Consider the following 21,220-nt stretch of genomic DNA (forward strand, 5'->3'; position numbering starts at 1 on the left):
GTTCACGAGACCGCCCCCTTCTGCGCGCGGTCCACGCCCAGCGATTTGCTGAGCCCGTCCGCGCTGAGGTTGAGCCCGATGACGAGCGTGGCGAGAGCGACGACGGGGGCGAGGGTGCCCCACGGGACGACGGTCAGGGCGGTGCGGTTCTCCTGCACCATGAGCCCCCAGTCGGGCGTCGGCGGGTTGGCTCCGAACCCGAGGAACGACAGGGTCGAGATGAGCAGCACGATCCAGGAGGCGCGCATCGCGTACTCGACGAGCACGACGTCGGTGACGTTGGGCACGATCTCGCGGAACACGATGCTCAGCGGCTTCTCGCCACGGGCGCGGGCGGCGGTCACGTAGTCCTGCGTGATGACGGTACGGGCGGCGCCGCGGACCACGCGGGTCACGGCGGGCGCGTAGATCACGGTGACGGCGAGCACGATCACCCAGAGGCCCGAGTCGAACACGGTCACGACGACGAGCAGCGCGAGGATCGACGGCACGCTCAGCAGGGCGTCGACGACGCGCATGACGACCTCGTCGAACCAGTTGTCGGCGTAGGCGGTGACGCAACCGAGCACGGTGCCGATCCCGACCGCGATCGTCGTCGCGAGGAACGTGACGACGAGGGCGTAGCGCCCACCGTTGAGGGTGCGCGAGAGGATGTCGCGGCCGTACTGGTCGGTGCCGAGCCAGTGAGCCCAGCTCGTGCCGGTCAGGGCGGCGCCCGAGTCGGTGGCGACCGGGTCGTGACCGGTGAGCACCGGTGCGAGCAGCGCCAGCAGGACGTGCAGCGCGATCAGGGCGAGCCCGATGCTGAGGGCCGAGGAGGCGCTGAGGCTGCTGCCGAGACCGGCCCCGACCGATCGCAGCCGTGTCGCCAGACGGGTTGATCCGTCACGTGACGGATCAACGCCAGGACCAGAGGCGGGAGCGGGAGGAGGCGTGATCGCGCTCATGAGCGGGCCTTCCGTCGGGTGCGCAGCCTCGGGTCGAGGGCGAGCGCGATGAGGTCGGCGGCGAGGTTGCACACCACGTAGACGAGGGCGCTGACCACCGCGATCGCCTGGATCGTCGGCAGGTCGCGCGTGAAGACCGACTCGAGCATGAGCTTGCCCATGCCCGGGTAGTTGAAGACGTTCTCGACGACCACGACGCCGCCGAGCAGCCACGCGACGTTCAGCGCCACGACGTTGAGCGTCGGCAGCAGGGCGCTCGGCACGGCGTGGCGCCAGACGACCTGGCGGGTCGACAGGCCCTTGAGCTCTGCCGTCGTGACGAACTCGCTCGCCATGACGTCGATCGTCGACGACCGCGCCGTCCGCACGATGTACGCGGCCATGGCGAGGGTCAGCACGATGACGGGCAACCAGACGCTCGGCAGCAGTTCGGCGATCGTGGCGTCCTGGCCGCGCAGCACCACTGCCGGGAAGATCGGCAGGGCGATGGCGAAGAGCAGCACGAGCACGGTGGCGACCATGAACTCGGGCACGCTCATGACGACCAGGCTGATCAACGAGATCGCGTGGTCACTCGGACGTCCGCGGCGGACGCCGGCGATGACGCCCAGGGTCAGCGACAGGGTGACGCCGACGATCATGGCGGGCAACGCGATCAGCATGCTGTTGCGGAAGGCGATCAGCAGGTCGGGGCCCACGGGCAGGCCGCTGACGAGTGAGACGCCGAAGTCGCCGTGCGCCGCGCCGAGCAGCCACTGGCCGTAGCGCACCCAGACGTTCTGGTCGAGGCCGAGCGTCTCTCGCAGGGCGGCGACGGCGTCGGGTGTGGCGTCCTGGCCGAGCAGCTGCTGCGCGACGTCGCCGGGCAGCGCCTGCACGGCGAAGAAAACGAAGAACGAGGCCAGCAGCACCGTCAGCAGGGCGGTGGCGACGCGCCGGGCGACGACGACCAGGGTCGCGGCGACCGGGCCGGTGCCGCCCCGGTCCGCGGGTCCCCGGCCACCGGCCGAGGAGGCGCGGGTGGTGTCGTCGGTGGCGAGTTCCTTCTCGAGGGCGCGCGTCGCCGCCCGTCCGCGTGCTTGGGCGGTGGCGGGGTTCGGCGGCGTGGGCCGGGTGACGGCGGGGTCGTGTTCGGGGCTCATGCGCGGAGTCCGATCTGCAGGTAGTCGAACTCGAAGCCGAACTCGCGGTAGTTGAGGACGTCGCGTGACAGGCCGACGAGGCGGTCGCCGAACATGGGGGTCATGTCGGCGGAGTCCTCGACGACGATGCGCTGGGCGTCCTGGTAGAGCGTCATGCGGCGGGTGTCGTCCATCTCGGCGCGGGCGTCGTCGAGCAGCCCGTCGAAGGTCGGGTTCGACCAGGCGCTCTCGTTGTACGACGAGCCGGTGCGGAAGATCTGGTTGAGCAGCTGGTCGATCGGGCGACCGGTGAACCAGTAGCTGACCATCAGCGGCTTCTGCATCCAGATCTGCGTGTAGTACGAGTCGGACGAGGCGTTGCGGACGGTCAGGTCGATGCCCGCGTCGCGGACGGCGTCGCGGTAGGCGACCGCCATCGGGGTGAACACCGACTCGTAGCTCGACGTGTAGATCTCGGTCTTCAGCCCTTCACGGCCGGCCTGTTTGAGCAGCGTGCGGGCCTGGTCGGGGTCGTAGGCGCGCTGGTCGTCGAGCCACACGGCCTGCGAGGGGGGAACGGGGTTGTCCCAGCCGGGCGAGCCGGTGCCTTGGAGCGCGGTGGCGACGATCGCCTGCGGGTCGTAGGCGAGCTTCATCGCCTGACGCACGAGGGGGTCGCTGAACTCGGCACTCGTGGCGAGCATCGGGATCGTGTACCACTGGGCGTCGGGCGCGCGGGCGACGGTGGCGCCGGCCGAGGCGCTGACGACCTGGGCGGTGGCGAAGTCGAGGTTGGTCTGGCTGATCAGGTCGATCTGGCCGGCGAGCAGGGCGTTGACGCGGGCGGTGGTGTCCTGGATCGAGTAGAAGTCGATGCCGTCGAGCACCGGGCGGCCGGCGAAGTGGTCCTCGAACGCCTCGACGCTGCCGGTGCCCGCGGGCTCGAAGCTCGACAGGCGGAACGGCCCGGTGCCGATGCCCGTGCGACCGATGCCGCCACCCTGGCTGGGGTCGGCGCTGCCCTCGGGGACGATGTAGCACTGGTACGCGGTGAGCAGCGAGGGGAATTCGGCGTTCGGCGTCAGCAGGTCGAAGCGCAGGGTGAGCGGGTCGACGGCGGTCATGCCGCCGGGGCCGATCATCGCGGCGAGCACTTCGCCCTGGGGTGAGGCGGTGTCGGGGTCGAGGATGTGCTCGATCGAGTAGATGGCGTCGGCGGCGGTGAAGCGGCGGCCGTCGTGGAAGCGCACGCCCTCGCGCAGGCGGAAGGTCCAGCTCGTGCCGTCGGCGTTCGCGGTCCAGTCGTCGGCGAGGTCGGGCACGGTGACGCCGGCGTCGTCGAGCTTGACGAGCCGGTTGTAGAGGGCGCCGAGGTACTCGTAGGCCGAGAGCGAGCTGGCCGAGTCGAGGGTCTCGGCGGCGGAGGCGGCCGGGCGCGCGATGCGCAGGCGTCCGCCGCGGGCGGGGGTGCCGGTGGCGGCGGCCTCGGGGATGGTCGGGGTGCTGCGCGCGGGCGTGCAGCCGGCAAGCGTGAGCAGGCCCAGGCCGGCGAGGCCGGCGGCACCGGCGAGGACGGTGCGGCGGCTCGGGCCTGCGCCGCGGTCGGCGACTCGGTCGGCGCCTCGCGCCGGGCTGAGCCCGTGTCGGTGGTCGGGGACGATCGGTGTCATGCGGGGATGGCCTTCCGTTTATCGTTCGGGTGAACGATAAGGGAGGTTCGCGGCCACGGCCAGCTGGCCAGAGCCTCGGAGGCGCGGGTCGGCGCTCACCCGAACCCCCCGTTATCCGCGCCCCGCCGCGGATGCGGGCACCCCCGTGCCGCGGCGTGCACGGGCTGCAGTCTTCACCCACTCGTTACACGAGCGCGCCTCGCCGACGCGCCCCGCGCCTCCTCGGGCTCGCCCTCTCATCTCGGTCGAGTGGTCCCAAAACGTCCTTCCCCGCCCCACGAAGGACATTTTCGGACCACTCGACCGGCCGAGGAGATCTAGAGACCTGTCTGCCGCGGCTCAGCCTTGCCCGCAGGGCCGTCGGTGGTTCAAGGTGGTGGGCATGTCAGATGTCACCAGGGTGATCTCGATCGTGGCGAGGACGGTCTCGGCTGTCGTGGTCTCCGGGGCGTTCGCGCTCGCGGTGTCGTTCCTGCTGATGATGGGTGCCCTCGTGGGGAGCTGGGCGTGGGGCGGACCGCTGTCCGTTCCCGGCGTGGCCGCGTGGCGCATGTCGTTTCCCGGCGGTTCACCCGTCGTCGAGTTCCGTGTGTCGGGGCCCGCACCGCTGATCGGCTCGCTCACCGTCTGGGCTGTCACGACCGTCGTCCTGGTGCGATCTGGCCTGAATCGGGCGGTCGGCCGGCGGTCCGCGCCGCCGAACGGCTGATCCGGTACGTACCGGATCAACAAATCGCCGCTCACGCCCGACGGACTCGGCGTCACTCTCGAAGCATCACTCCGCGATGCGTGGGGCGGAGCCCTGGTCTCGGCACAGGACGACCCTGACCATGCCCTCTCGCGATGGGGTGGCCGACTCCCGCCCTCGGCCTCATCCTCAGCCGAAGGTCGAGACGACCGTGCTCATGACCGTCGCCACCACCGCGATGGCGACTCCGCCGCTCGCACCGAGCACACCCAGGGCGGTGCCCACGCGCCACCGCCGGCGACGCCGGGCCGCGTCGTCGACGTCGCGCTGCAGGCGCTCGAAGCGGTGTTCGTGACGGAGCGTGTCCGTCAGCACCAGCGCCTCCGTGTGCCAGGTGCCGCGTTCTTCGGCGACCAGGTTCAGGTAGGCCAGCGCCTCGGGCGAGTGCAGCCGCGGCCCGTTCATCAGCCACTTCCGCAAGCGGGCGGCAACGACCACCGGCACCGTGGGCGCCTTCTTGCCGACCGTCAGCGAGGCCTCGCCCACGAGCACGATGACGGGCTTGACGACGATCTCGGTGCCGGCCGCCCTCGACAACAACCGGGAGGCGCGGGACGCCTCATGAAGGGAGTTGCGAGAGTGGTCGGTCCGGTGTCCGCCGACCGTCACCAAGCCGCCGCCGACCCAGACCTTCTTGCCGGCGTGGTGCTTCGTGTTGACGGAGAAGACGCCCGTCGGGCCGATGACGACGTGGTCGATGTCGGACTCTCCCGAGCCGACCGGGACGGAGTGCAGCACGGACCACTCGGGCCCGAGTTCGGCCAGCACGCGCGCGACCTCGATCTCGCCGAGGGCACCCTGGTACCAGCTGCGGGCGTCGGCGCTCAGGGGCGGGTGCCCGAAGAACCGCTGCCGCCGGGTCCGGGTGGGCGCCTCGGCCTGGACCCGCAGGCACTCCTGCATCACTGAATAGGCGGGCCGTCGGGCCTTCAGTGTCATCGCGACGCTTCCGCGTGCCACGGTCTCGCTCATGTGGTTCCCCCCGCCCGCACGGTAGGGCGACACCTGACGCGCAGACGAGCCCCCGTTGGGAGGTCACTTCGCGCTCTGGCCCAGCGGTCCCGATCGAGTGGTCAGAAAACGTCCTTCCGCCGCGCAGGAAGGACACATCGGGACCACTCGACCCTCGTCGGGTGACACGTCCGGCGAGCGCCTACCGATCGCAGGCGATCCCGTCGCCGTCTCGGTCGAGGTCGTAGCCGTCCGAGCCCACCACGGTGACCGGCCCCTGGACGTAGGCGGGGCCGTTGCCGCTGCCGCCGGCACAGTCGACGTCTGAGGCGACGGGGACGCACGCCCCGGAATAGTTCGAATCGCACCCGCCCGCAGCGGGCGCTGGCGCGGGCGCAGCGACGGGCGCCGGGGCGACGTAGGGTACGCGGGTCCCGACGCTCGTGACCTGCTGCACCGGGGCGACCGTGACGATCTCGCTGACGAGGGTGCGGGCGGTCTCGACACCGTCGGTGGTCGTCACCTCGTAGGTGTGGACCTTCGTGCCGGCTCGTCCGGTCGTCGTCACGACGCTGGTGCCGACGTCGCGGTTCGGGTCGTCGACCGACACCGACTCGAACGGGACGCTCTCGCTCTCGTCGATGCGAGTGACGCTGACGACGGGGGTGGGTGTCGGAGTCGGGGTCGGGCCCGTCGTGGCGTCGACGGCGACGAAGGGCTGCGCCGCGCCGTCCGGGCCGGCGGTCTCGTCGACCCCGGAAAGGGCACCGCCAGCGGCTGCGTTCGCCGCGCCGCCGACGACCAGCAAGAACGCCATGAAGCCACAAGCAATCAGCACTCGGCCCGTGTTCGTCAGCCTGTTCCACCACAAAGTCATCGTCGCTCCCCCGCGAGTTCGGGCCGGAATCGACCTCGCACAGTGTCCGCATCGACAAGGCGCCAGGCAACCCCCTCCGGTGTAAAACGGCTGATTTCACCTTCAGGTAGTCAGTCGTTCGACGCTTGTCACCTGACCGTCACCTGGCGATGAATGAACGTGGCACACGAGGTGAAAGAGACACCCGTTGTCGAAAACGGGCCGTCGAGATCGGGCTTGACCCATAGGGTCCTGAGGATTGCTCTGCACCCGAACGCGAGCTTTCCCATCGTCTAGCACCCGTAGAAAGAGACACACGATGTCCCGCGCCACGAAGATCACCACCGCCCTCGCCGCTGCCTCCATCATCGGTCTGACCCTCGCCGGCTGCTCAGGCAGCCCGGCAACGGGAACGAGCGGCGAAGCCGCACCCAACATGACCGAGGTCGCTGCCGCCGCCGGGAACACCGCGCCCGCGACCGAGGCCGCCAAGACCACCTTCACCTTCGGCGAGACGGCGACCTTCGACGGCCTCACCCTCGGCATCAGCGCCCCCGAGGCATTCACGCCCAGCCAGTACGCCTACACGGGCTCGCAACCGAGCAACGTCAAGTTCACCATCACCATCACGAACACGGCGACCGAGGGCTACGACCCGTCGCTGACCTTCATTTCCGCATCGTCGGGAAGCCAGGAAGCAGAGCAGATCTTCGACACCGAAGGCGGGCTCACCCTTGCCCCCTCGACGACCATCCTCCCGGGTGCGTCTGTCAGCTACCCCGTCGGCTTCAACGTCGCCGATCCGGCCCAGATCGTCATGGACGTCACGGGAGGCTTCGACTACGAGAAGACCACCTGGACCAACTGAGCATCGAGGACGTCGCCCTCTCCACCCGCGCGGAGGGCGACGTCGCTGCTGTGATCGGGTCAGTTACATCCCGAGCACGTCGGTCGTCGCCTGATCGGCCCGCCACGCCCCGACGAGTGTGCCGAACAGCAGCGCGACCATGCTCCCGATCGCCCAGATGGACATCGCGTCCTCCGACGGTCCGACGACGAGCATTCCTCCAGGTTAGGTCGGCGTCTCCGGACGCGACTCCCCCGCGCGGCCCGTTCTGAGCCGCCGAGCCCCCGCTCCCCCGGAAGAATGGCGACCATGCCCCTCGTCCCCATCGATCCGGCCGATGCCGACGCCCGAGCCGACCTCCGCGCATTCCTCGCCGCCGCCGACCTCACCCTCGCCGGTCTCGACTCCCCCACGCCGCGCCTCCGGCTCTGGGTCGAACGGGGCGCCACCGGCACGGTCGTCGGCAGCACCGGCTACGAGCTCAGCGCCGACGGCGAGCACGCACTCATCCGCAGCGTCGCCGTCGCCCCCGCCGCGCGCACTCGCGGCGCGGGCTCCCGTCTCGCCCTCCACGCCCTCACCGACGCGGCAGCGCACGGAGCCCGACACGCCTGGCTCTTCTCCCGCCGCTCCGGTCCGTTCTGGCAGAAGCTCGGCTTCTCTCCAGCCGACCGAGACGCCCTCGCCGCCGCCCTCCCCGACACGCGCCAGGTGCAGCTCTTCCGCGCCTCCGGCCAGCTCGCCCGCGAGGTCGCTTGGTCGCGCCTCCTCGCCGACCTCCACCCGACGACCCTCTAGGAGGTGCGGGCTGCGTTCGCGCGCTCATCCGCCCGTCGTCGAGTGGTCGCGAATCGTCCCTCCTGGCGAGATGAACGACGATTCGGGACCACTCGAACCGCCGTTACCCCCGTGACACGGAGCGACGACGGACTGACAGCCCGCGCTAGCCTTGCCGCGATGAGCACCCGCACACGGATCGAGCTGGGCCGCCGTGCCGACCTCGGAGCCGACTGCGCCAACTGCTTCGGGCTGTGCTGTGTGGCGCTGGCCTTCACGAAGAGCGCGGACTTTCCGTTCGACAAGCCGGCCGGTGACCCGTGCACGAATCTCGACGAACACGACGGCTGTCGCATCCACCCGCAGCTGCGTGATCGCGGGTTCAAGGGCTGCACGGTGTTCGACTGCTTCGGGGCGGGGCAGAAGGTCAGTCGGCAGACCTTCGCGGGGCGGTCGTGGCGTGACGACGCTTCGACCCGTGAGGCGATGTTCTCGACCTTCCCACTCGTGAGGCGGCTGCACGAGCTGCTCTGGTACCTCGACGAGGCGATCGCACTGGTCGAGCGCGAGAGCGAGCGCCTGGAAGCCACCACCCCCGACCCAGCCCCGTGGCTGACCGCCTTCGAGCACGTCCGGCTCCTCGCAGACGGCACGCCCGACGAGCTGGCCGCCCTCGACGTCGATGCCGAGTACGACGCGGCGCGTCCGCTGTTGGTGCAGGCGAGTGAGGTCGCCCGGGCGGCCGTCCCCGCGCCTCCTCGGCGATCGAAGGGCAAGGGCCCGGCGCTCGAGCCGGGGAGCGACCTGATGGGTGCGGGCCTGGCCGGGGCGGATCTGCGGGGGCGGACGCTCCGCGGCAGCATCGCGATCGCGGCGGACCTGCGCGGGGCAGACATGGACCGCTGCGATCTGCTGGGTGTCGACCTGCGGGACGCCGATCTCAGCGGGGCGGACCTGTCGGGGGCGATCTACCTGACGCAGATGCAGGTGAACAGTGCCCGGGGTGATGCGGTGACGCGCCTGCCCGAGGGCTTCGCGCGGCCGTCGCACTGGGCTGTCGGGCGCTAGCCCCCCGCGCCTCTGGTGGTGGCTCCGAAGCAGGGCTAGCCTCCCCCGCATGAGGACGCTCACGTACTCCATCAACGTCACGCTCGACGGTTGCATCGACCACCGTGAGGGCCGGCCGGACGCCGAGATCCACCAGCTGGCCACGGAGGCCCTCGAGCAGGCCGACGGTCTGTTGCTGGGCCGGGTCACCTACGAGTTGATGGAGCAGTCCTGGCGTCCGCCCGCCTCCGACGCGTTCCCCGACTGGATGCAGCCCTTCGCGAAGACCATCCACGAGATCCCGAAATACGTGGCGTCGACGACGCTCGAGAGCGTCGACTGGAACGCCGAGCTGCTCGGCGGCGACCCGCGCGAGGCGGTCCTCGAGTTAAAGAGCCGACCCGGGGGCCCGCTCCGCCTCGGAGGTTCCACCTTCGCCACCGACGTCGTCGGCTGGGGCCTGGTCGACGAGTTCGAGTTCACCGTCTACCCCTGGGTCGCCGGCCACGGCCCCTACCTGCTCGCCGGCCTCCCTCACCCCCTCGACCTCACCCCGACCGCCCGTCACGACCTCGCCTCCGGAGCCGTCGCGACGACGTACCGGGCTCGGGCCTGACGTCCAAGCGGGTGGGAAAACTACCAAGGGCGTGAAGCCAAGGAGGCACGGGGCAGTCTGCGAGCAACGGCGAGCAAGGTTGCCGCCGTCCTCGGGCCGCCTAGCGACCACTTAGTGCGCCGGGGGGCTTCACGGCAAACCACAACGTCGCTCACTGAGTCGATCGCGGCCGTGTGGTACCTAGAGGAACGGAACACCTGCGAGTTCTTTGTCTTTGAGCACTCCTCGCGTCACCTAGTCTCTTGAGAAACCGTCACAAAAGGGGGACAACCATGGAGTTTGCCGAGCGGCTCGCCGCACTCGCGTTGAAGGTCAAGAACCAGCGCGAGGCGATTCAGACCGAAGAAGCCACGAAGAACGCATTCATCATGCCGTTCATCTCGACGATTCTCGGGTACGACGTCTTCAATCCCCTCGAGGTGGTGCCCGAGTTCACGGCCGACGTCGGCGTGAAGAAGGGCGAGAAGATCGACTACGCGATCATGCGTGACGGCGAAGTCCAGATCCTGATCGAGTGCAAGAAGTCGACCGAGCCCCTCCGAATCGAGCACGCGTCGCAGCTCTTCCGCTACTTCGCAGTGACGAACGCCCGAATCGCCGTACTCACGAACGGCGAGAGCTACCACTTCTACACAGACCTCGACAAGCCGAACCGCATGGACGACAAGCCGTTCCTGGTACTCGACCTGTCGGACATCGACGAGACTCTCCTCCCCGAGCTCAGCAAGTTGACGAAGGACGTCTTCGACCTCGACTCCGTCATCAGTGCGGCGGAGGAGCTGAAGTACGTCGGCCAGCTCAAGCGAGCCATCGCCGCTCAGTTCCGCGATCCGTCCGACGACTGGATTAAGTTCGTCACGACCCGCGTCTACGAGGGCTCGTTCACCCAAAAGGTGCGTGACCAGTTCACACCACTCGTGGTCAAGGCGTCGAAGCAGTTCCTGAACGACCAGGTGAACGATCGTCTGAAGACGGCGCTGGGCTCCCCGAACTTTCCGTCGATGCCGGCCGAAGCCCCCGCGGGCACCGTCAGCAGCGAAGCTGTCGTCGAGGCCGACCTCGATCGGGACACCGAGACGGAGACGACTCTCGAAGAGCTCGAGGGCTACCAGATCGTCAAGGCGATCGCCTGCAGCGAGGTCAAGCCCGAGCGCATCGTCCACCGTGACGCCAAGTCGTACTTCGCCGTCCTGCTCGACGACAACAACCGCAAGCCGATCGCGCGCCTGCACTTCAACGGCAAGAAGCAGAAGTACCTCGGTGTCTTCGACGCCGACAAGGTCGAGACCAAACATGCCATCGAGTCCCTCGACGGCATTTACGAACACGCTGACGCGATCCGCAGCGTCATCAAGTCCTATGCCTGAGCCCGAACCTCAAGCTAAAGCATCACACCGACCTGACCCGAACGGAATCGACTGTGACCACTGCCCCAATCCTGCTTTTCCTGCACGGCGTAGGAAATGGCGATAAGGACGACAACTGGCGAGGAATTCTCTCCGCCTCGCTCGTTGAGCTGGGTTACCCGGCCCTCGAGGATTCCCGAGTCATCGCCCCGAAGTACGCCCACGCGCTGATCGACTGGGACGTGAGGGAGGACGTCCCCGACGTCACACTGAAAACTCCGATACGCGACGCCGCTCGCCAGAATCGTCGCGCGTTCGAGGCCCGCATGGGCGCGATCGAGTCCCGACTGGGAAAGCACGTGCGAGGAGAAGGAATCCCGGGGCTTGACGCTGGGGTCGGTGCGGCGATCGCCGCCCCACCCTTCAGGCAGGCTCGAAACTATCTCTCGAATCCACAGATCCGAGCCCAAGTCCTCAACCGAATCATCGGCGGCTTGCCGGCAACGGGGAGGCTCGTGATCGTAGGACACAGCCTCGGATCGGTCATCGCCGCAGACCTTCTGAGGCGCCTGCCCGCTAGTCTCGAGGTTGCGGGAATGGTGACGATCGGCAGCCCTCTGGCCAACGGGGCTTTCGACGTCGACAAGCTCAAAGAGACGTTGCGAGAGCCACCTACCAATTTGTCGTGGTGGGTCAATTTCTGGAACGGGTCCGATCCCGTCGCGGCTCACCGAGGCCTCTCTTCGGTCATCCCGTGGCTCGTCGACTTCAGGGTCGACGCGACGAAAGACTTCGTCCAGGGCCACTTTGCGAGGGAGTACCTCAGCTCACAGACGGTGGCGACAGCGATCGGGTTCGCCCTGTACGGCTCGGCTTCCAAGGATCTGTCTGCTCGTGAGCTCGGCGTAGACGTACCCGCTGATCCGGCCGAATCGCTGGTGTTACTGGCTCTCCGTTACGCCCACCTGATGAGGCAACAGCTCAAGGGTGACGACCTGGAAAGGTTCACGGGGGCCTTGCGTCGAGTACAAGAGGACGCTGTCGAGCAGATCGTTCTTCGCAACAAGGAGGCGGGAAGACCAGTTCCGGGTGACGTAGCTCGTCTCGCCGTCGATTCGACCGATTTGTTGCCCCTGCTCGTCGAGCCGTTGCCGAGCCGCCATCGTACAAAAGAGGAGGCTGTCGTCCTCCTGACGGTTCTGGCAGCCGAGAACGTCATTCGTCCTTACGAGATCGACCTGCCACGGGACAAATGGAGAGACGCCATGAAGGATCTCACCGCCGAAATGGGGCTTGGTTCCCAGTACGGGTTGGACGTTTTCGAAGCGGCCAAGGAGGCCCGCACGGAGCTGACCCCAGGTCGTGGCGTCAATTGGATCAAGTGGAGCGCGCTGAGCGTCGGGGCGGCAGCACTCGTCGTGGCGACTGGCGGCCTGGCACTCGCTGCCGCGCCCGGTCTTGCAGGTGCTGCTGCCCTCACCAGCGCACTAGCCGCGTTCGGGCCTGGCGGCATGATCGGTGGACTACTGACAGCCGGCACGTTGGTATCGGCCGGCGGAGGAGGCATCGCCTACGGTCTCGCGGGCCAGGGAACAAGCGCGGAGACGCTGGAGGCCGTCGTCGAACGCCGCCTAGCGGCCGCCATTCTTCGCAAACGGCAAGGCCTGGAACCCGATCTAGAAATGTGGGGTGTCTTTACGCAGGTCGAACGCGAGGTGCGGCGTAGGCACGAACGGATGGACGAATTTAGCGATCAATCTTCCCCTGGAATCCAAGATCTGAAGCGAAAGATCGTCACGGTCGAGCTGGCTCTCAAGTACCTTTCCAAGAACGGACTCGAGCCTGGCGCTCCCCTAGCGGAGGACTGACTTGGTGACCGGTGTCATCCACCCACCACCCTCAACACCCCCGTGGCAACCACCGTCACCGCCGTCGTCCACAGCACGATCGCGATGACCTGCCAGAGCATCACCCACCCCTTGGACACCCCGGTGCCGACGAGGGTCGCCGCGGTGAACATCGTCGGCAGTGCGAGCGGTGCCAGCAAGCTCGCCCCGGGCACTCCGAACTTCACCAGCCAGCGCTTGAGGCGTTGCGTCCCTTTCTTCTCGGGCTTCGTCTCGAGTAGCTCATCACGCGACACGACCCGGGTGGCTCCCGAAACCTCGGCACCCCCAGCACCGCTCGACGACGACACCTCAGACCCCCCACCACCGTCCGAGACCGCACCCGCACCCGGCGCACCCGCCACCGCACCCGACCCGCCGGCCGGTGCCCCACCCGCCTCGCGCCTCCTGCGTCGATCCACGACCCCCGACCGCACCCACGATCCGAGCCACACCACCGCGGCCACGCACAACACGTTGCCCACGATCGCAGCCAGCGCCGCGACGACCGGGTTCACCCCGCTCAGCACGCCGAGAGCGGCCGAGCCCTCCCCCTCGAAGAACGGGATCGCCCCCGCCAGCACCAAGATCACCGGCTGCGCGAGCTCGGGCACCTGGCCCATCAGCTCCTGCAACCAGGCGAACGGGCCGCCCGATGAGGCGTCAGACGCAGTAGTCGTGGCCGCGGCCGACAAGCGCGACGGTCCAGAGAGGGTGAGCGCGATGGACATGGTGATCTCCTTCGATAGGTGTCACTGAGGTTTGAGGGCACGCCGAACACCGGCGTGGTGAAGAGAGCAACGAGGCGATGCGACACCGCCGCACCGAGAACGACCTCAGTCGTCCCGCAGCCCCGGCAGCCCGACCGCCACGATCAACGACGTCGATAGCATCGCCGCAGCGGCCACCGCGATCGCGTCCCCCGCGATCCGCGCACCCCACTTGCCCTGCTGCAGCTCGCGCCCGCGGGTGTAAACGTCGCCTGACCACGGGATGTCCCGGTGCAGTGCCGGCAGGGCTCCGCTCGCCGACACCAGAGCCGCGAGGGCCGCCGTGCGGACCGACGGCTCGGCACCCTCCGCGAGGACGCTCCGCAACGACGCGACCAGCTCGCCCCGCCGACCCGCGCCTCCTACCCCCTCGGCCAGGCGCAGCCGGGTCCCGGGGATGAATCCGAGCGTCTTCGTCTTCTCCCGCAGCAGCGCCCCGCGCGCCACCAGCCGGTCGAGAGTCGGCGCTCGCAGGGCCGGGCCGATCTCGAGCACGAGCGAGTACGCGTCCGTCGGCTTGCGCTCGACCCGCTGCCAGGTGTCGAGCAGCAACTCGTCGCTCGGAGGAGGGGACGGCGTCACGCGCACCTGCCGTCCCCGCAGAGTGGTCGTGCGGTCGATGTCGACCGTTCCGAGCAGCGCCAGCTCGGTCAGCACGGCCCCGGCCAGCACATGGAACAACGGAGACCCTTCGCTGTGGATCGACCCCGACGACGGGTCGAGCAGCACGAGCAGCAGGTCCTCGGCGAGCGTCGGCGCGAGTGTCTCGTCGGTCATCGCTCGCCTCCCTCGGAGCCACGACCCGAGGAGGCGCGGCTCGCCCCCGAGCCGCCACCTGCGTCCCCGACATCGGTCGCCTCGGCACCGGCCGGCTCGACACCGCCAGGCGTCTCGGCGGCGTCGAGCGCCGCCTCGAGTGCGGCCAGGTCGTCGAGTTTCCCGGCCCCGATGAGCGACGCCCGATAGAGCACCTCGCGCTGAGCACCGTTGTAGAGCTCGACGACCGCGTCGGTCACGGTCTGCTGGGCGAATGCCGCGCCTCGGGGAGCCCGCTCCCCCGGGGTGCCGAGCCATTCGTACCGCTGGGTCGCCGCCGCGAGCACGGGAGCGTACTGCTCCCCCAACCGCCGCCGCGTCTCGCGGTCAGCGTCGTCCGTGAGGTCGTCGAGTTCGATGTCGGCTGCCGTTCGCGGCGAGTCGATGAGCATCTGCTTGAGATCGTCCATCGCCCCTTCGTCGAACACCTTGGACCAGATGAGCAGCAGCGACTGGTCGGCTTCGCTGAGGTCCCGTCCCGCCTCGGCGAACCCAGCAGGCAAGGAGGCGCTGGTCCGGTTCTCGAGGATCGCCGCCAACTCGGCGCGGATGCGTTGCAGCCGCTCGATGGTGGCGGCGAGCTCGGCGTCGATCGTGCGGAGGGCGCCGGCCGGATCGTCGACGGACGAGCCGATGGACTCGATCTGGGCAAGCGGGACGCCGAGTTCGGTGAGGCGGGTGATTTGCAGCAGGCGGACCAGGTGCCGCACCTCGTACTGCTTGTACCCATTGGCCAGCCGCTCGGGCTCGTCGAGCAACCCGAGCTGGTGGTAGTACCGGACCGACTTGACGGTGGTGCCGGCCAGCTCGGCCAGCTCGCGTGTGCTCCAGGCCACGGGAGGCTCCTCTCGGTCGCGCCGGCGCGGTGCCGGTGTGTGACCTAGTAGAGACCATGCCCTTGGGGCAGGGTCAAGGGGCGCAGCAGAGGAGACCGCACTTATCTCACAAGCGTTTGGGTCCGCCTTCATGTCTAAAACGAGGATTCCCGGCGAGTTCGTCCGCGCCAAGGCCTTCACGACTGAGGTGCCCAGCAAAGCTGGAGACGTAGCCGACTCGCTATCGACGTAGGCACCGAAGAAGGGAGATAATTATTTATGGCCATCATTGGAGCTTTCGAGCCAGGAACTCAATCCGTCAAAGCACACGCCACGGAGGTCACTTGCTTCCACCAGACAGTCCTGAGCTCAGAACACGGGCAGCTTCTGCACCTCTCAACCTTTGGCTCAGCGGAACGCCAGTCAATCCCGAAGTCGAGCCAGTCACTCCAGCTGGATTTGGAAGCGGCAACGGCTCTCCACGGACTTCTTGAAGAGACATTTCCGTCCCTGAAAGCCTCGTAGTCGCTCTCTTCCAGCTCCCCAATGACGGTGCTGGCAGGTACAGTTTTTGTGTGTCAAATCTCGTGAAGCTCCCCTCTCGGAAGCCCAAGGTTCTCGAATTTTTTGCCGGCATTGGACTGGCTCGCATGGGGCTCGAATCTGCGGGATTTCAAGTCACTTGGGCGAACGACTACGAACCTGACAAACAGGCCCTCTACGCCGGTCACTTTAAGGATGACTCCGAGGACCACAACTTCGTTCTTGGCGACATCGCCAAGGTGAAAGGTGATTCTCTTCCGAAGGACGCAACTCTCGCGTGGGGATCGTCACCGTGCACGGACTTGTCCCTGGCCGGGTCGCGCGGAGGAATCCGAACTGGTGAGTCCAACGCCTTTTGGCACTACATACGGCTTTTGGATGAGCTGAAAGACGGTCGGCCCGAGGTTGCCGTCCTGGAGAACGTGGTGGGCCTCGCTACTTCTCATGGGGGTGACGATCTTGCCGCGGCCGTGCGGGCTTTTAACGATCTCGGCTACTCGGTTGATGTCCTGGCCCTCGACGCTCGAAGGTTCATCCCCCAATCTCGTCCTCGATTGTTTCTGGTCGGGGCTCTCAATCCCCCGAAGACGACAGACAGTGGCCACAGCGAACTGAGGCCAGACTGGCTCCAGGCCGTTTACGGTGATCCCACGCTCCGTACGCACAGGGCTGTCCTGCCCGCTCCACCCGCCCCCCTCCTCACAGGGTTAGGGGATCTCGTCGAAGATATGTCGGCCGATGACGACCGATGGTGGGATGAGACCCGCACAGGATTGTTCACGGCATCGCTCTCGCCGATGCAACTAGACCGCATCGTCGAGATGCGAAGTTCGCCAGGTACCAAGTTTCGGACTGCTTACCGACGCACGAGAAAAGGCATAGCGGTGTGGGAGGTTCGTCCAGACGACATTTCTGGATGCCTGCGGACAGCCCGAGGGGGTTCCTCGAAGCAGGCCGTCGTGAGGCTGGGAGATGGTGGCCTACAGGTGCGTTGGATGACCCCGCTCGAATACGCCCGACTCATGGGCGCGGGCGATTACAACCTCTCTGGTGCCCGGACTAATCAAGCCTTGTTTGCCTTCGGAGACGCGGTCGCTGTGCCGGCGGTTGCTTGGTTATCAGAAAACTATTTGATGCCCCTGATCCGAGGCACCCTGGAGCAATCGACGTTTGAACTGGAGGTTGCTCATGGGTAGTCGTGGGATTGCCTCCTACAACGAGCCGGATGGCCCCCCGCCATCGCGCAAGTCTCTTCCGACCCCCTTCGTGCGAGCGTTCAGGGAGATGCTCAATACGGCGCTATCTGCCGTGGACATGGATTCGGGTAAGACTCTCGGACGATGCATTGGCGTATACGCGTTCTTCGACTACGACGGCGAGCCCATCTACGTTGGCCAGACCAAAGAGGACTTCGCAACCAGAATTGGCCGGCATCTGCGCGGACAGCGTTCCGACACACTGGCTTACCGCATTCTCGACCCATTCGAGGTGGCAGAAATGCAGCTTTGGCCGGCTGAGCATCTTCGTGGCCTTCCGACTCCTGAAAGAACGAAGGCGATTGACGCATTGGAGTATTCCGTCTACCTGACCGCAATTGAAACATCGAAATACAAGGCCATCTTGAATGAGAAAATTCCGCCGGTGTCATTGCGTCAAAACTTGCCGCGCTCCTACCGCTCAAAGCTCGTGCCGGATTCAATGAGAGCTGAAAGGGAGCATCCCGACATTCGTATAGCCCGCCGGGCGGAAACCCTATCTCGAGTGGCTGCGGTGGCCCACGAGCGTGGCGAGGTGTCGGCCGGTTTGCGCCGGGTCATAGTCATTCAAGCTGTCCGTCTTGCTGACTTAGCCGCTGCGCGACTTGCGTACTCCGAAGGTCGCCGGAGGCCATCGCCCCAAGCGATCGACGTCAGAGCTTTGGTAGGAAACGTGACCAAAGAACAGCATCAAGAGGGAGACGACTAGGCACCATTGTCTGGCGCATAAAAATATAATGCGATTTTCAATGGGGAAGAGGAAGTGCAGCACCCAGTCGTGCGAGGCCTCGTGATCCAGTGACCGCATCGCTCAGAATTCCGGCTAGACCAAGACGCCTCGAGCTCGTCAACCAGGTCAGCCCCTCGAACCAGGTCAGTCAAAATCCGTTAAACTTGTATGTGCTTTTGAAATTCCTGGAACCGGCTGAGGGTTCATGGCAATTTGGCGTATTCGAGGCGCATTGCGCAGCAATCGTTTCCTGTGGAGTGACGCAAGAGAGATGTCACAGACATCTTCTAAATCCAAATGGTCGGGCTGACAGGATTTGAACCTGCGACCCCTTGACCCCCAGTCAAGTGCGCTACCAAGCTGCGCCACAGCCCGAGATCTGGGTTCGAATGGCAACCCAGGTCTTGGTGTTGCCCCGACCGAGGCAACCCCACAACTATAGCCGATGAATGGGTGTGCCTGAGACCGAACCAGGGCAGGGCGGACCGAACGGAGTGTTTCGCCCCGTTACGGCGCACGGGACGGCAAGCACCCCGCCCACCTACCGTCGTGACATGCCCACCTCGACGACCCGCGCCTCCTCGGCCCTGCCGATCCGTCTGCGCGGCGTCGGGAGGCACTTCGGCGAGCGCCCCGTCCTCAACGACCTCCACCTCGACGTCATGGCCGGCGAGATCATCGCCATCGTCGGACCCTCCGGCTGCGGCAAGTCGACCCTGCTGCGCCAGGTGGGCGGCCTCGACCAGCCCGACACCGGCACCGTCGACATCGACGACTCCCCCACCCGGCCCACCGACCAACGCTGCGCCATCGCGTTCCAGGAGCCGCGCCTCCTGCCCTGGCGCACCCTCCGCCAGAACATCGAGCTCGGTCTGCCAAAGGCCGGCAAGACCAACAACGACAAGACCAACAACGACAAGACCAACAAACCAGACAAGGCCGCCGGCCGGGCCCGCATCACCGAACTGCTCGACCTCGTCGGACTCGGCAGCTCGGCCGACCTCCGCCCTCGCCAGGTGTCCGGAGGCATGGCCCAACGCACCTCCCTCGCCCGCGCCCTCGCCCGGGCCCCCAAGGTGCTGCTGCTCGACGAACCCTTCGGAGCCCTCGACGCCCTCACCCGCCTCCGCATGCACGACCTGCTGCTCGACATCCACCGCGCCGAACCCACCACCGTCCTGCTCGTAACCCACGACGTCGACGAAGCCCTCTACCTCGCCGACCGCATCGTCGTCCTCGCCGACCTCTCGCAGCAGCAGCCCGCAGGCGCCACGGTCGCCGCCGACACCACCGCAGGAGGCGCGACGCACGTTGACACCGCAGGAGGCGCCCCCAGCATCCAGCGCATCGTCACCGTGCCCGGCGCCCGGCCCCGCGACCGCGACGACCCCGCCCTGGCCGAGCTGCGCCTCCAGCTGCTCGCCGACCTCGGCGTCCACCGCGTCCACGCCGGCACCTCGCCCACCAGCACCCTGACCGCACCCGCACCCGCACCCGCACCTGCACCTGCACCCGACCACCGCACCGCCCCCGACAGCACGGAGACGAACCGATGACCTTCCGCACCTCCCCCACCACCCGCACCCGCGCCTCCTGGGCCGGCGGTCTCGCTCTCGCTGCGGCGAGCGCCCTTCTCCTCACCGGCTGCGTCGCGGGTGAGGACGCCGGCACCGGCGCCGCCCAGGCCGCCGGCGGCGCGAGCGACGGCGAGTGGTCGACCGACACCCTCGACATCGACTTCGCGACCTACAACCCGCTCAGCCTCGTCGTGAAGGACCAGGGCTACCTCGAGGACGCCCTCGGCGACGGCGTCACCGTCACCTGGACCCAGTCGGCCGGCTCGAACAAGGCCAACGAGCTGCTGCGCGCCGGGGCGGTCGACGTCGGCTCGACGGCCGGCTCGGCCGCGCTGCTCGCCCGCTCGAACGGCTCCCCCATCAAGACGATCGACGTGTACTCGCAGCCCGAGTGGTCGGCGCTCGTCGTGCCGGGCGACTCGACCATCACCGACGTCGAGGGCCTCCGCGGCAAGACGATCGCCGCGACCAGCGGCACCGACCCGTACTTCTTCCTGCTGCAGGCACTCGACCAGGCCGGGCTCAGCGCGTCGGACGTGACGATCCAGAACCTGCAGCACGCCGACGGACGCGCCGCCCTCGAGAACGGCAGCGTCGACGCCTGGTCCGGGCTCGACCCGATCATGGCCGCGAGCGAGGCCGAGTCGGGCACGAAGCTGATCTACCGCAACGTCGACTTCAACAGCTACGGGTTCCTCAACGCCACCGAGTCGTTCCTCGAGGCCTCGCCCGATGTGGCGCAGGTCGTCGTCGACTCGTACGAGAAGGCCCGCACCTGGGCGCTCGAGAACCCGGACGAGACCGCCGCCATCCTCGCGAAGGCCGCCGCGATCGACCCCGCCGTCGCCACCACGGTGATCGACCGCACCCACCTCGACATCGACCCCGCCCCCGGGGCCGACCAGCGCGCCGTCCTCGAGACCGTGGGCCCGATCCTCGTCGAGTCCGGCGACGTCCCCTCGCAGGACGACGTCGACGCCGCCCTCGACGAACTCTTCGACGACTCGTACGCGAAGGCCGCGTCCACCTCATGAGCGACACCCTGACCGCCACCCGACCCGCCGAGGAGGCGCGGGTCGCCGACAGCGCAGGCCGCGCATCCTCGTCCGGGTCGCCCGCGCCGCGATGCCCGGGTGCCCCGGGCGCGCCTGCTCCCCGCCGCCTGGCACTGCTCGGGGTGCTCGTGCCGGCCGCCGTGCTCGCCGCCTGGGTGCTCGCCACCACCGTCGGCGGAGTGCCCTCGTACCGCCTGCCGTCCCCCGTGGACGTGGCGCAGGCAGGAGTCGACCTCGCCGCCACGGGCCAGCTCGGCCTCTACGTCGCCATCTCGGTGCAGCGGGTGCTGATCGGGTTCGTGGTCGGGTCGCTGATCGGGCTGGTCGTCGGGGCCGTCGTCGGGTTGTCCCGGGTGGGCGAGGCGGTGCTCGCTCCGTCGATCGCTGCCGTGCGGGCGGTGCCGTCGCTGGCCTGGGTGCCGTTGCTGATCCTGTACCTCGGCATCGGCGAAGACAGCAAGGTCACGCTGATCGCGATCGGTGCGGCGTTCCCGGTGTTCACCACGGTCGCGGGGTCGCTGCGGCACGTCGACCCGCAGCTCGTCGAGGCCGGCCGCGCCTATGGCCTGCGGCGGGTGTCGCTCTTCACCCGGGTGCAGCTGCCGGCCGTGCTGCCGTCGCTCGTGTCCGGGCTGCGGCTCGCGCTGGCGCAGGCGTGGCTGTTCCTGGTCGCGGCCGAGCTGATCGCGTCGTCCATGGGCCTCGGGTTCCTGCTGACCGAGTCGCAGTCGAACGGACGCGTCGACCGGATCTTCCTCGCCATCGTGCTGCTGGCGCTGCTCGGCACGCTGAGCGACACCGTGCTGAACCTGGTGCAGCGCGTGGCGCTGCGCCGCTGGCGGTAGG

At 67.8% G+C, this 21,220-nt stretch carries 21 protein-coding genes and 1 tRNA gene; 12 read left to right on the forward strand and 10 right to left on the reverse strand.

All coding sequences use genetic code 11. From position 1 onward, the window contains the following. Positions 1–2 precede the first annotated feature (2 nt). Genes HRF36_RS14090 through HRF36_RS14100 form a run of 3 tightly spaced genes read right to left on the reverse strand, consistent with a single transcriptional unit; the run spans position 3 to position 3,738 of the window. Complete coding sequence (locus HRF36_RS14090; protein WP_173210944.1) at positions 3–947, reverse strand: ABC transporter permease; 945 nt, start codon at positions 945–947, stop codon at positions 3–5. Further along, positions 944–2,089 (reverse strand): ABC transporter permease, encoded by a 1,146-nt coding sequence (locus tag HRF36_RS14095; protein ID WP_254281362.1) that lies wholly within the window; start codon positions 2,087–2,089, stop codon positions 944–946. The genes HRF36_RS14090 and HRF36_RS14095 overlap by 4 nt, the downstream gene beginning before the upstream one ends. Beyond that, entirely contained in the window at positions 2,086–3,738 is a 1,653-nt protein-coding gene (locus HRF36_RS14100) for an ABC transporter substrate-binding protein (RefSeq protein ID WP_173210946.1), read from the reverse strand. The genes HRF36_RS14095 and HRF36_RS14100 overlap by 4 nt, the downstream gene beginning before the upstream one ends. A gap of 382 nt (positions 3,739–4,120) precedes the next feature. Here HRF36_RS14100 and HRF36_RS14105 point away from each other — a divergent pair, with 382 nt between their 5' ends. After that, positions 4,121–4,447 (forward strand): hypothetical protein, encoded by a 327-nt coding sequence (locus HRF36_RS14105; protein WP_173210948.1) that lies wholly within the window; start codon positions 4,121–4,123, stop codon positions 4,445–4,447. Positions 4,448–4,615: 168 nt separating this feature from the next. On the opposite strand, the gene HRF36_RS14110 is transcribed toward HRF36_RS14105, so the two are convergent. Together HRF36_RS14110 and HRF36_RS14115 are read right to left on the reverse strand one after the other, a co-directional pair. Then, positions 4,616–5,458: a nuclease-related domain-containing protein gene (locus tag HRF36_RS14110; protein WP_173210950.1), complete on the reverse strand. Its 843-nt coding sequence runs from the start codon at positions 5,456–5,458 to the stop codon at positions 4,616–4,618. A gap of 181 nt (positions 5,459–5,639) precedes the next feature. Continuing rightward, positions 5,640–6,254, reverse strand: coding sequence for a G5 domain-containing protein (locus HRF36_RS14115; RefSeq protein ID WP_173211028.1), 615 nt, complete (start codon positions 6,252–6,254; stop codon positions 5,640–5,642). Positions 6,255–6,612: 358 nt separating this feature from the next. On the opposite strand from HRF36_RS14115, the gene HRF36_RS14120 reads away from it, so the two are divergent. Continuing rightward, positions 6,613–7,161, forward strand: a complete 549-nt coding sequence (locus tag HRF36_RS14120) for a hypothetical protein (protein ID WP_173210952.1) — start codon at positions 6,613–6,615, stop codon at positions 7,159–7,161. Between the two features lie 63 nt (positions 7,162–7,224). Here the strand turns inward: HRF36_RS14120 and HRF36_RS16120 are convergent, their stop codons facing one another. Then, the gene (locus HRF36_RS16120; RefSeq protein ID WP_256428789.1) at positions 7,225–7,356 is read right to left on the reverse strand and encodes a hypothetical protein; all 132 of its coding nucleotides are present in this window, start codon (positions 7,354–7,356) and stop codon (positions 7,225–7,227) included. 93 nt (positions 7,357–7,449) lie between these two features. Here HRF36_RS16120 and HRF36_RS14125 point away from each other — a divergent pair, with 93 nt between their 5' ends. From HRF36_RS14125 to HRF36_RS14145, 5 genes are all read left to right on the forward strand, one after another. Continuing rightward, positions 7,450–7,938, forward strand: coding sequence for a GNAT family N-acetyltransferase (locus HRF36_RS14125; protein WP_173210954.1), 489 nt, complete (start codon positions 7,450–7,452; stop codon positions 7,936–7,938). Between the two features lie 159 nt (positions 7,939–8,097). Beyond that, entirely contained in the window at positions 8,098–8,985 is an 888-nt protein-coding gene (locus HRF36_RS14130) for a pentapeptide repeat-containing protein (protein WP_173210956.1), read from the forward strand. A 49-nt stretch (positions 8,986–9,034) separates the two neighbouring features. Next, positions 9,035–9,580, forward strand: coding sequence for a dihydrofolate reductase family protein (locus HRF36_RS14135; protein WP_173210958.1), 546 nt, complete (start codon positions 9,035–9,037; stop codon positions 9,578–9,580). A 272-nt stretch (positions 9,581–9,852) separates the two neighbouring features. Further along, on the forward strand, positions 9,853–10,947 hold the full coding sequence (locus HRF36_RS14140) for a type I restriction endonuclease (protein ID WP_173210960.1): 1,095 nt from the start codon (positions 9,853–9,855) through the stop codon (positions 10,945–10,947). A gap of 53 nt (positions 10,948–11,000) precedes the next feature. Beyond that, complete coding sequence (locus tag HRF36_RS14145) at positions 11,001–12,794, forward strand: hypothetical protein (RefSeq protein WP_173210962.1); 1,794 nt, start codon at positions 11,001–11,003, stop codon at positions 12,792–12,794. A gap of 14 nt (positions 12,795–12,808) precedes the next feature. On the opposite strand, the gene HRF36_RS14150 is transcribed toward HRF36_RS14145, so the two are convergent. The 3 genes from HRF36_RS14150 to HRF36_RS14160 all read right to left on the reverse strand — a co-directional run bounded on the left by HRF36_RS14150 (position 12,809) and on the right by HRF36_RS14160 (position 15,234). Further along, positions 12,809–13,543, reverse strand: coding sequence for a small multidrug efflux protein (locus tag HRF36_RS14150; RefSeq protein ID WP_254281363.1), 735 nt, complete (start codon positions 13,541–13,543; stop codon positions 12,809–12,811). Positions 13,544–13,648: 105 nt separating this feature from the next. Continuing rightward, positions 13,649–14,359 carry a GPP34 family phosphoprotein gene (locus tag HRF36_RS14155; protein ID WP_173210964.1) on the reverse strand — a complete coding sequence of 237 codons (711 nt, stop codon included), beginning with the start codon at positions 14,357–14,359 and terminating at the stop codon, positions 13,649–13,651. Continuing rightward, a complete protein-coding gene (locus HRF36_RS14160; RefSeq protein ID WP_173210966.1) occupies positions 14,356–15,234 on the reverse strand; it encodes a MerR family transcriptional regulator in 879 nt (292 codons plus the stop codon). The genes HRF36_RS14155 and HRF36_RS14160 overlap by 4 nt, the downstream gene beginning before the upstream one ends. 554 nt (positions 15,235–15,788) lie before the next feature. Between HRF36_RS14160 and HRF36_RS14165 the strand changes: the two genes are divergently transcribed. Beyond that, complete coding sequence (locus HRF36_RS14165; RefSeq protein ID WP_173210968.1) at positions 15,789–16,952, forward strand: DNA cytosine methyltransferase; 1,164 nt, start codon at positions 15,789–15,791, stop codon at positions 16,950–16,952. 88 nt (positions 16,953–17,040) lie between these two features. Continuing rightward, a complete protein-coding gene (locus tag HRF36_RS14170; RefSeq protein ID WP_254281364.1) occupies positions 17,041–17,721 on the forward strand; it encodes a GIY-YIG nuclease family protein in 681 nt (226 codons plus the stop codon). Positions 17,722–18,040: 319 nt separating this feature from the next. Here the strand turns inward: HRF36_RS14170 and HRF36_RS14175 are convergent. Continuing rightward, positions 18,041–18,117 (reverse strand) — tRNA-Pro (locus tag HRF36_RS14175). Positions 18,118–18,296: 179 nt separating this feature from the next. Between HRF36_RS14175 and HRF36_RS14180 the strand changes: the two genes are divergently transcribed. From HRF36_RS14180 to HRF36_RS14190, 3 genes are read left to right on the forward strand one after another with little or no spacing between them, the layout of a single operon-like run. Continuing rightward, complete coding sequence (locus HRF36_RS14180) at positions 18,297–19,298, forward strand: ABC transporter ATP-binding protein (protein WP_173210972.1); 1,002 nt, start codon at positions 18,297–18,299, stop codon at positions 19,296–19,298. Further along, positions 19,295–20,353, forward strand: a complete 1,059-nt coding sequence (locus HRF36_RS14185; protein WP_173210974.1) for an aliphatic sulfonate ABC transporter substrate-binding protein — start codon at positions 19,295–19,297, stop codon at positions 20,351–20,353. Before HRF36_RS14180 ends, HRF36_RS14185 begins: the two co-directional genes overlap by 4 nt. Then, positions 20,350–21,219 carry an ABC transporter permease gene (locus HRF36_RS14190; RefSeq protein WP_173210976.1) on the forward strand — a complete coding sequence of 290 codons (870 nt, stop codon included), beginning with the start codon at positions 20,350–20,352 and terminating at the stop codon, positions 21,217–21,219. Before HRF36_RS14185 ends, HRF36_RS14190 begins: the two co-directional genes overlap by 4 nt. The last annotated feature ends 1 nt before the right edge of the window (position 21,220 follow it).

The sequence above is a fragment of the Frigoribacterium sp. VKM Ac-2836 genome (assembly GCF_013248995.1).
GTDB lineage: Bacteria > Actinomycetota > Actinomycetes > Actinomycetales > Microbacteriaceae > Frigoribacterium.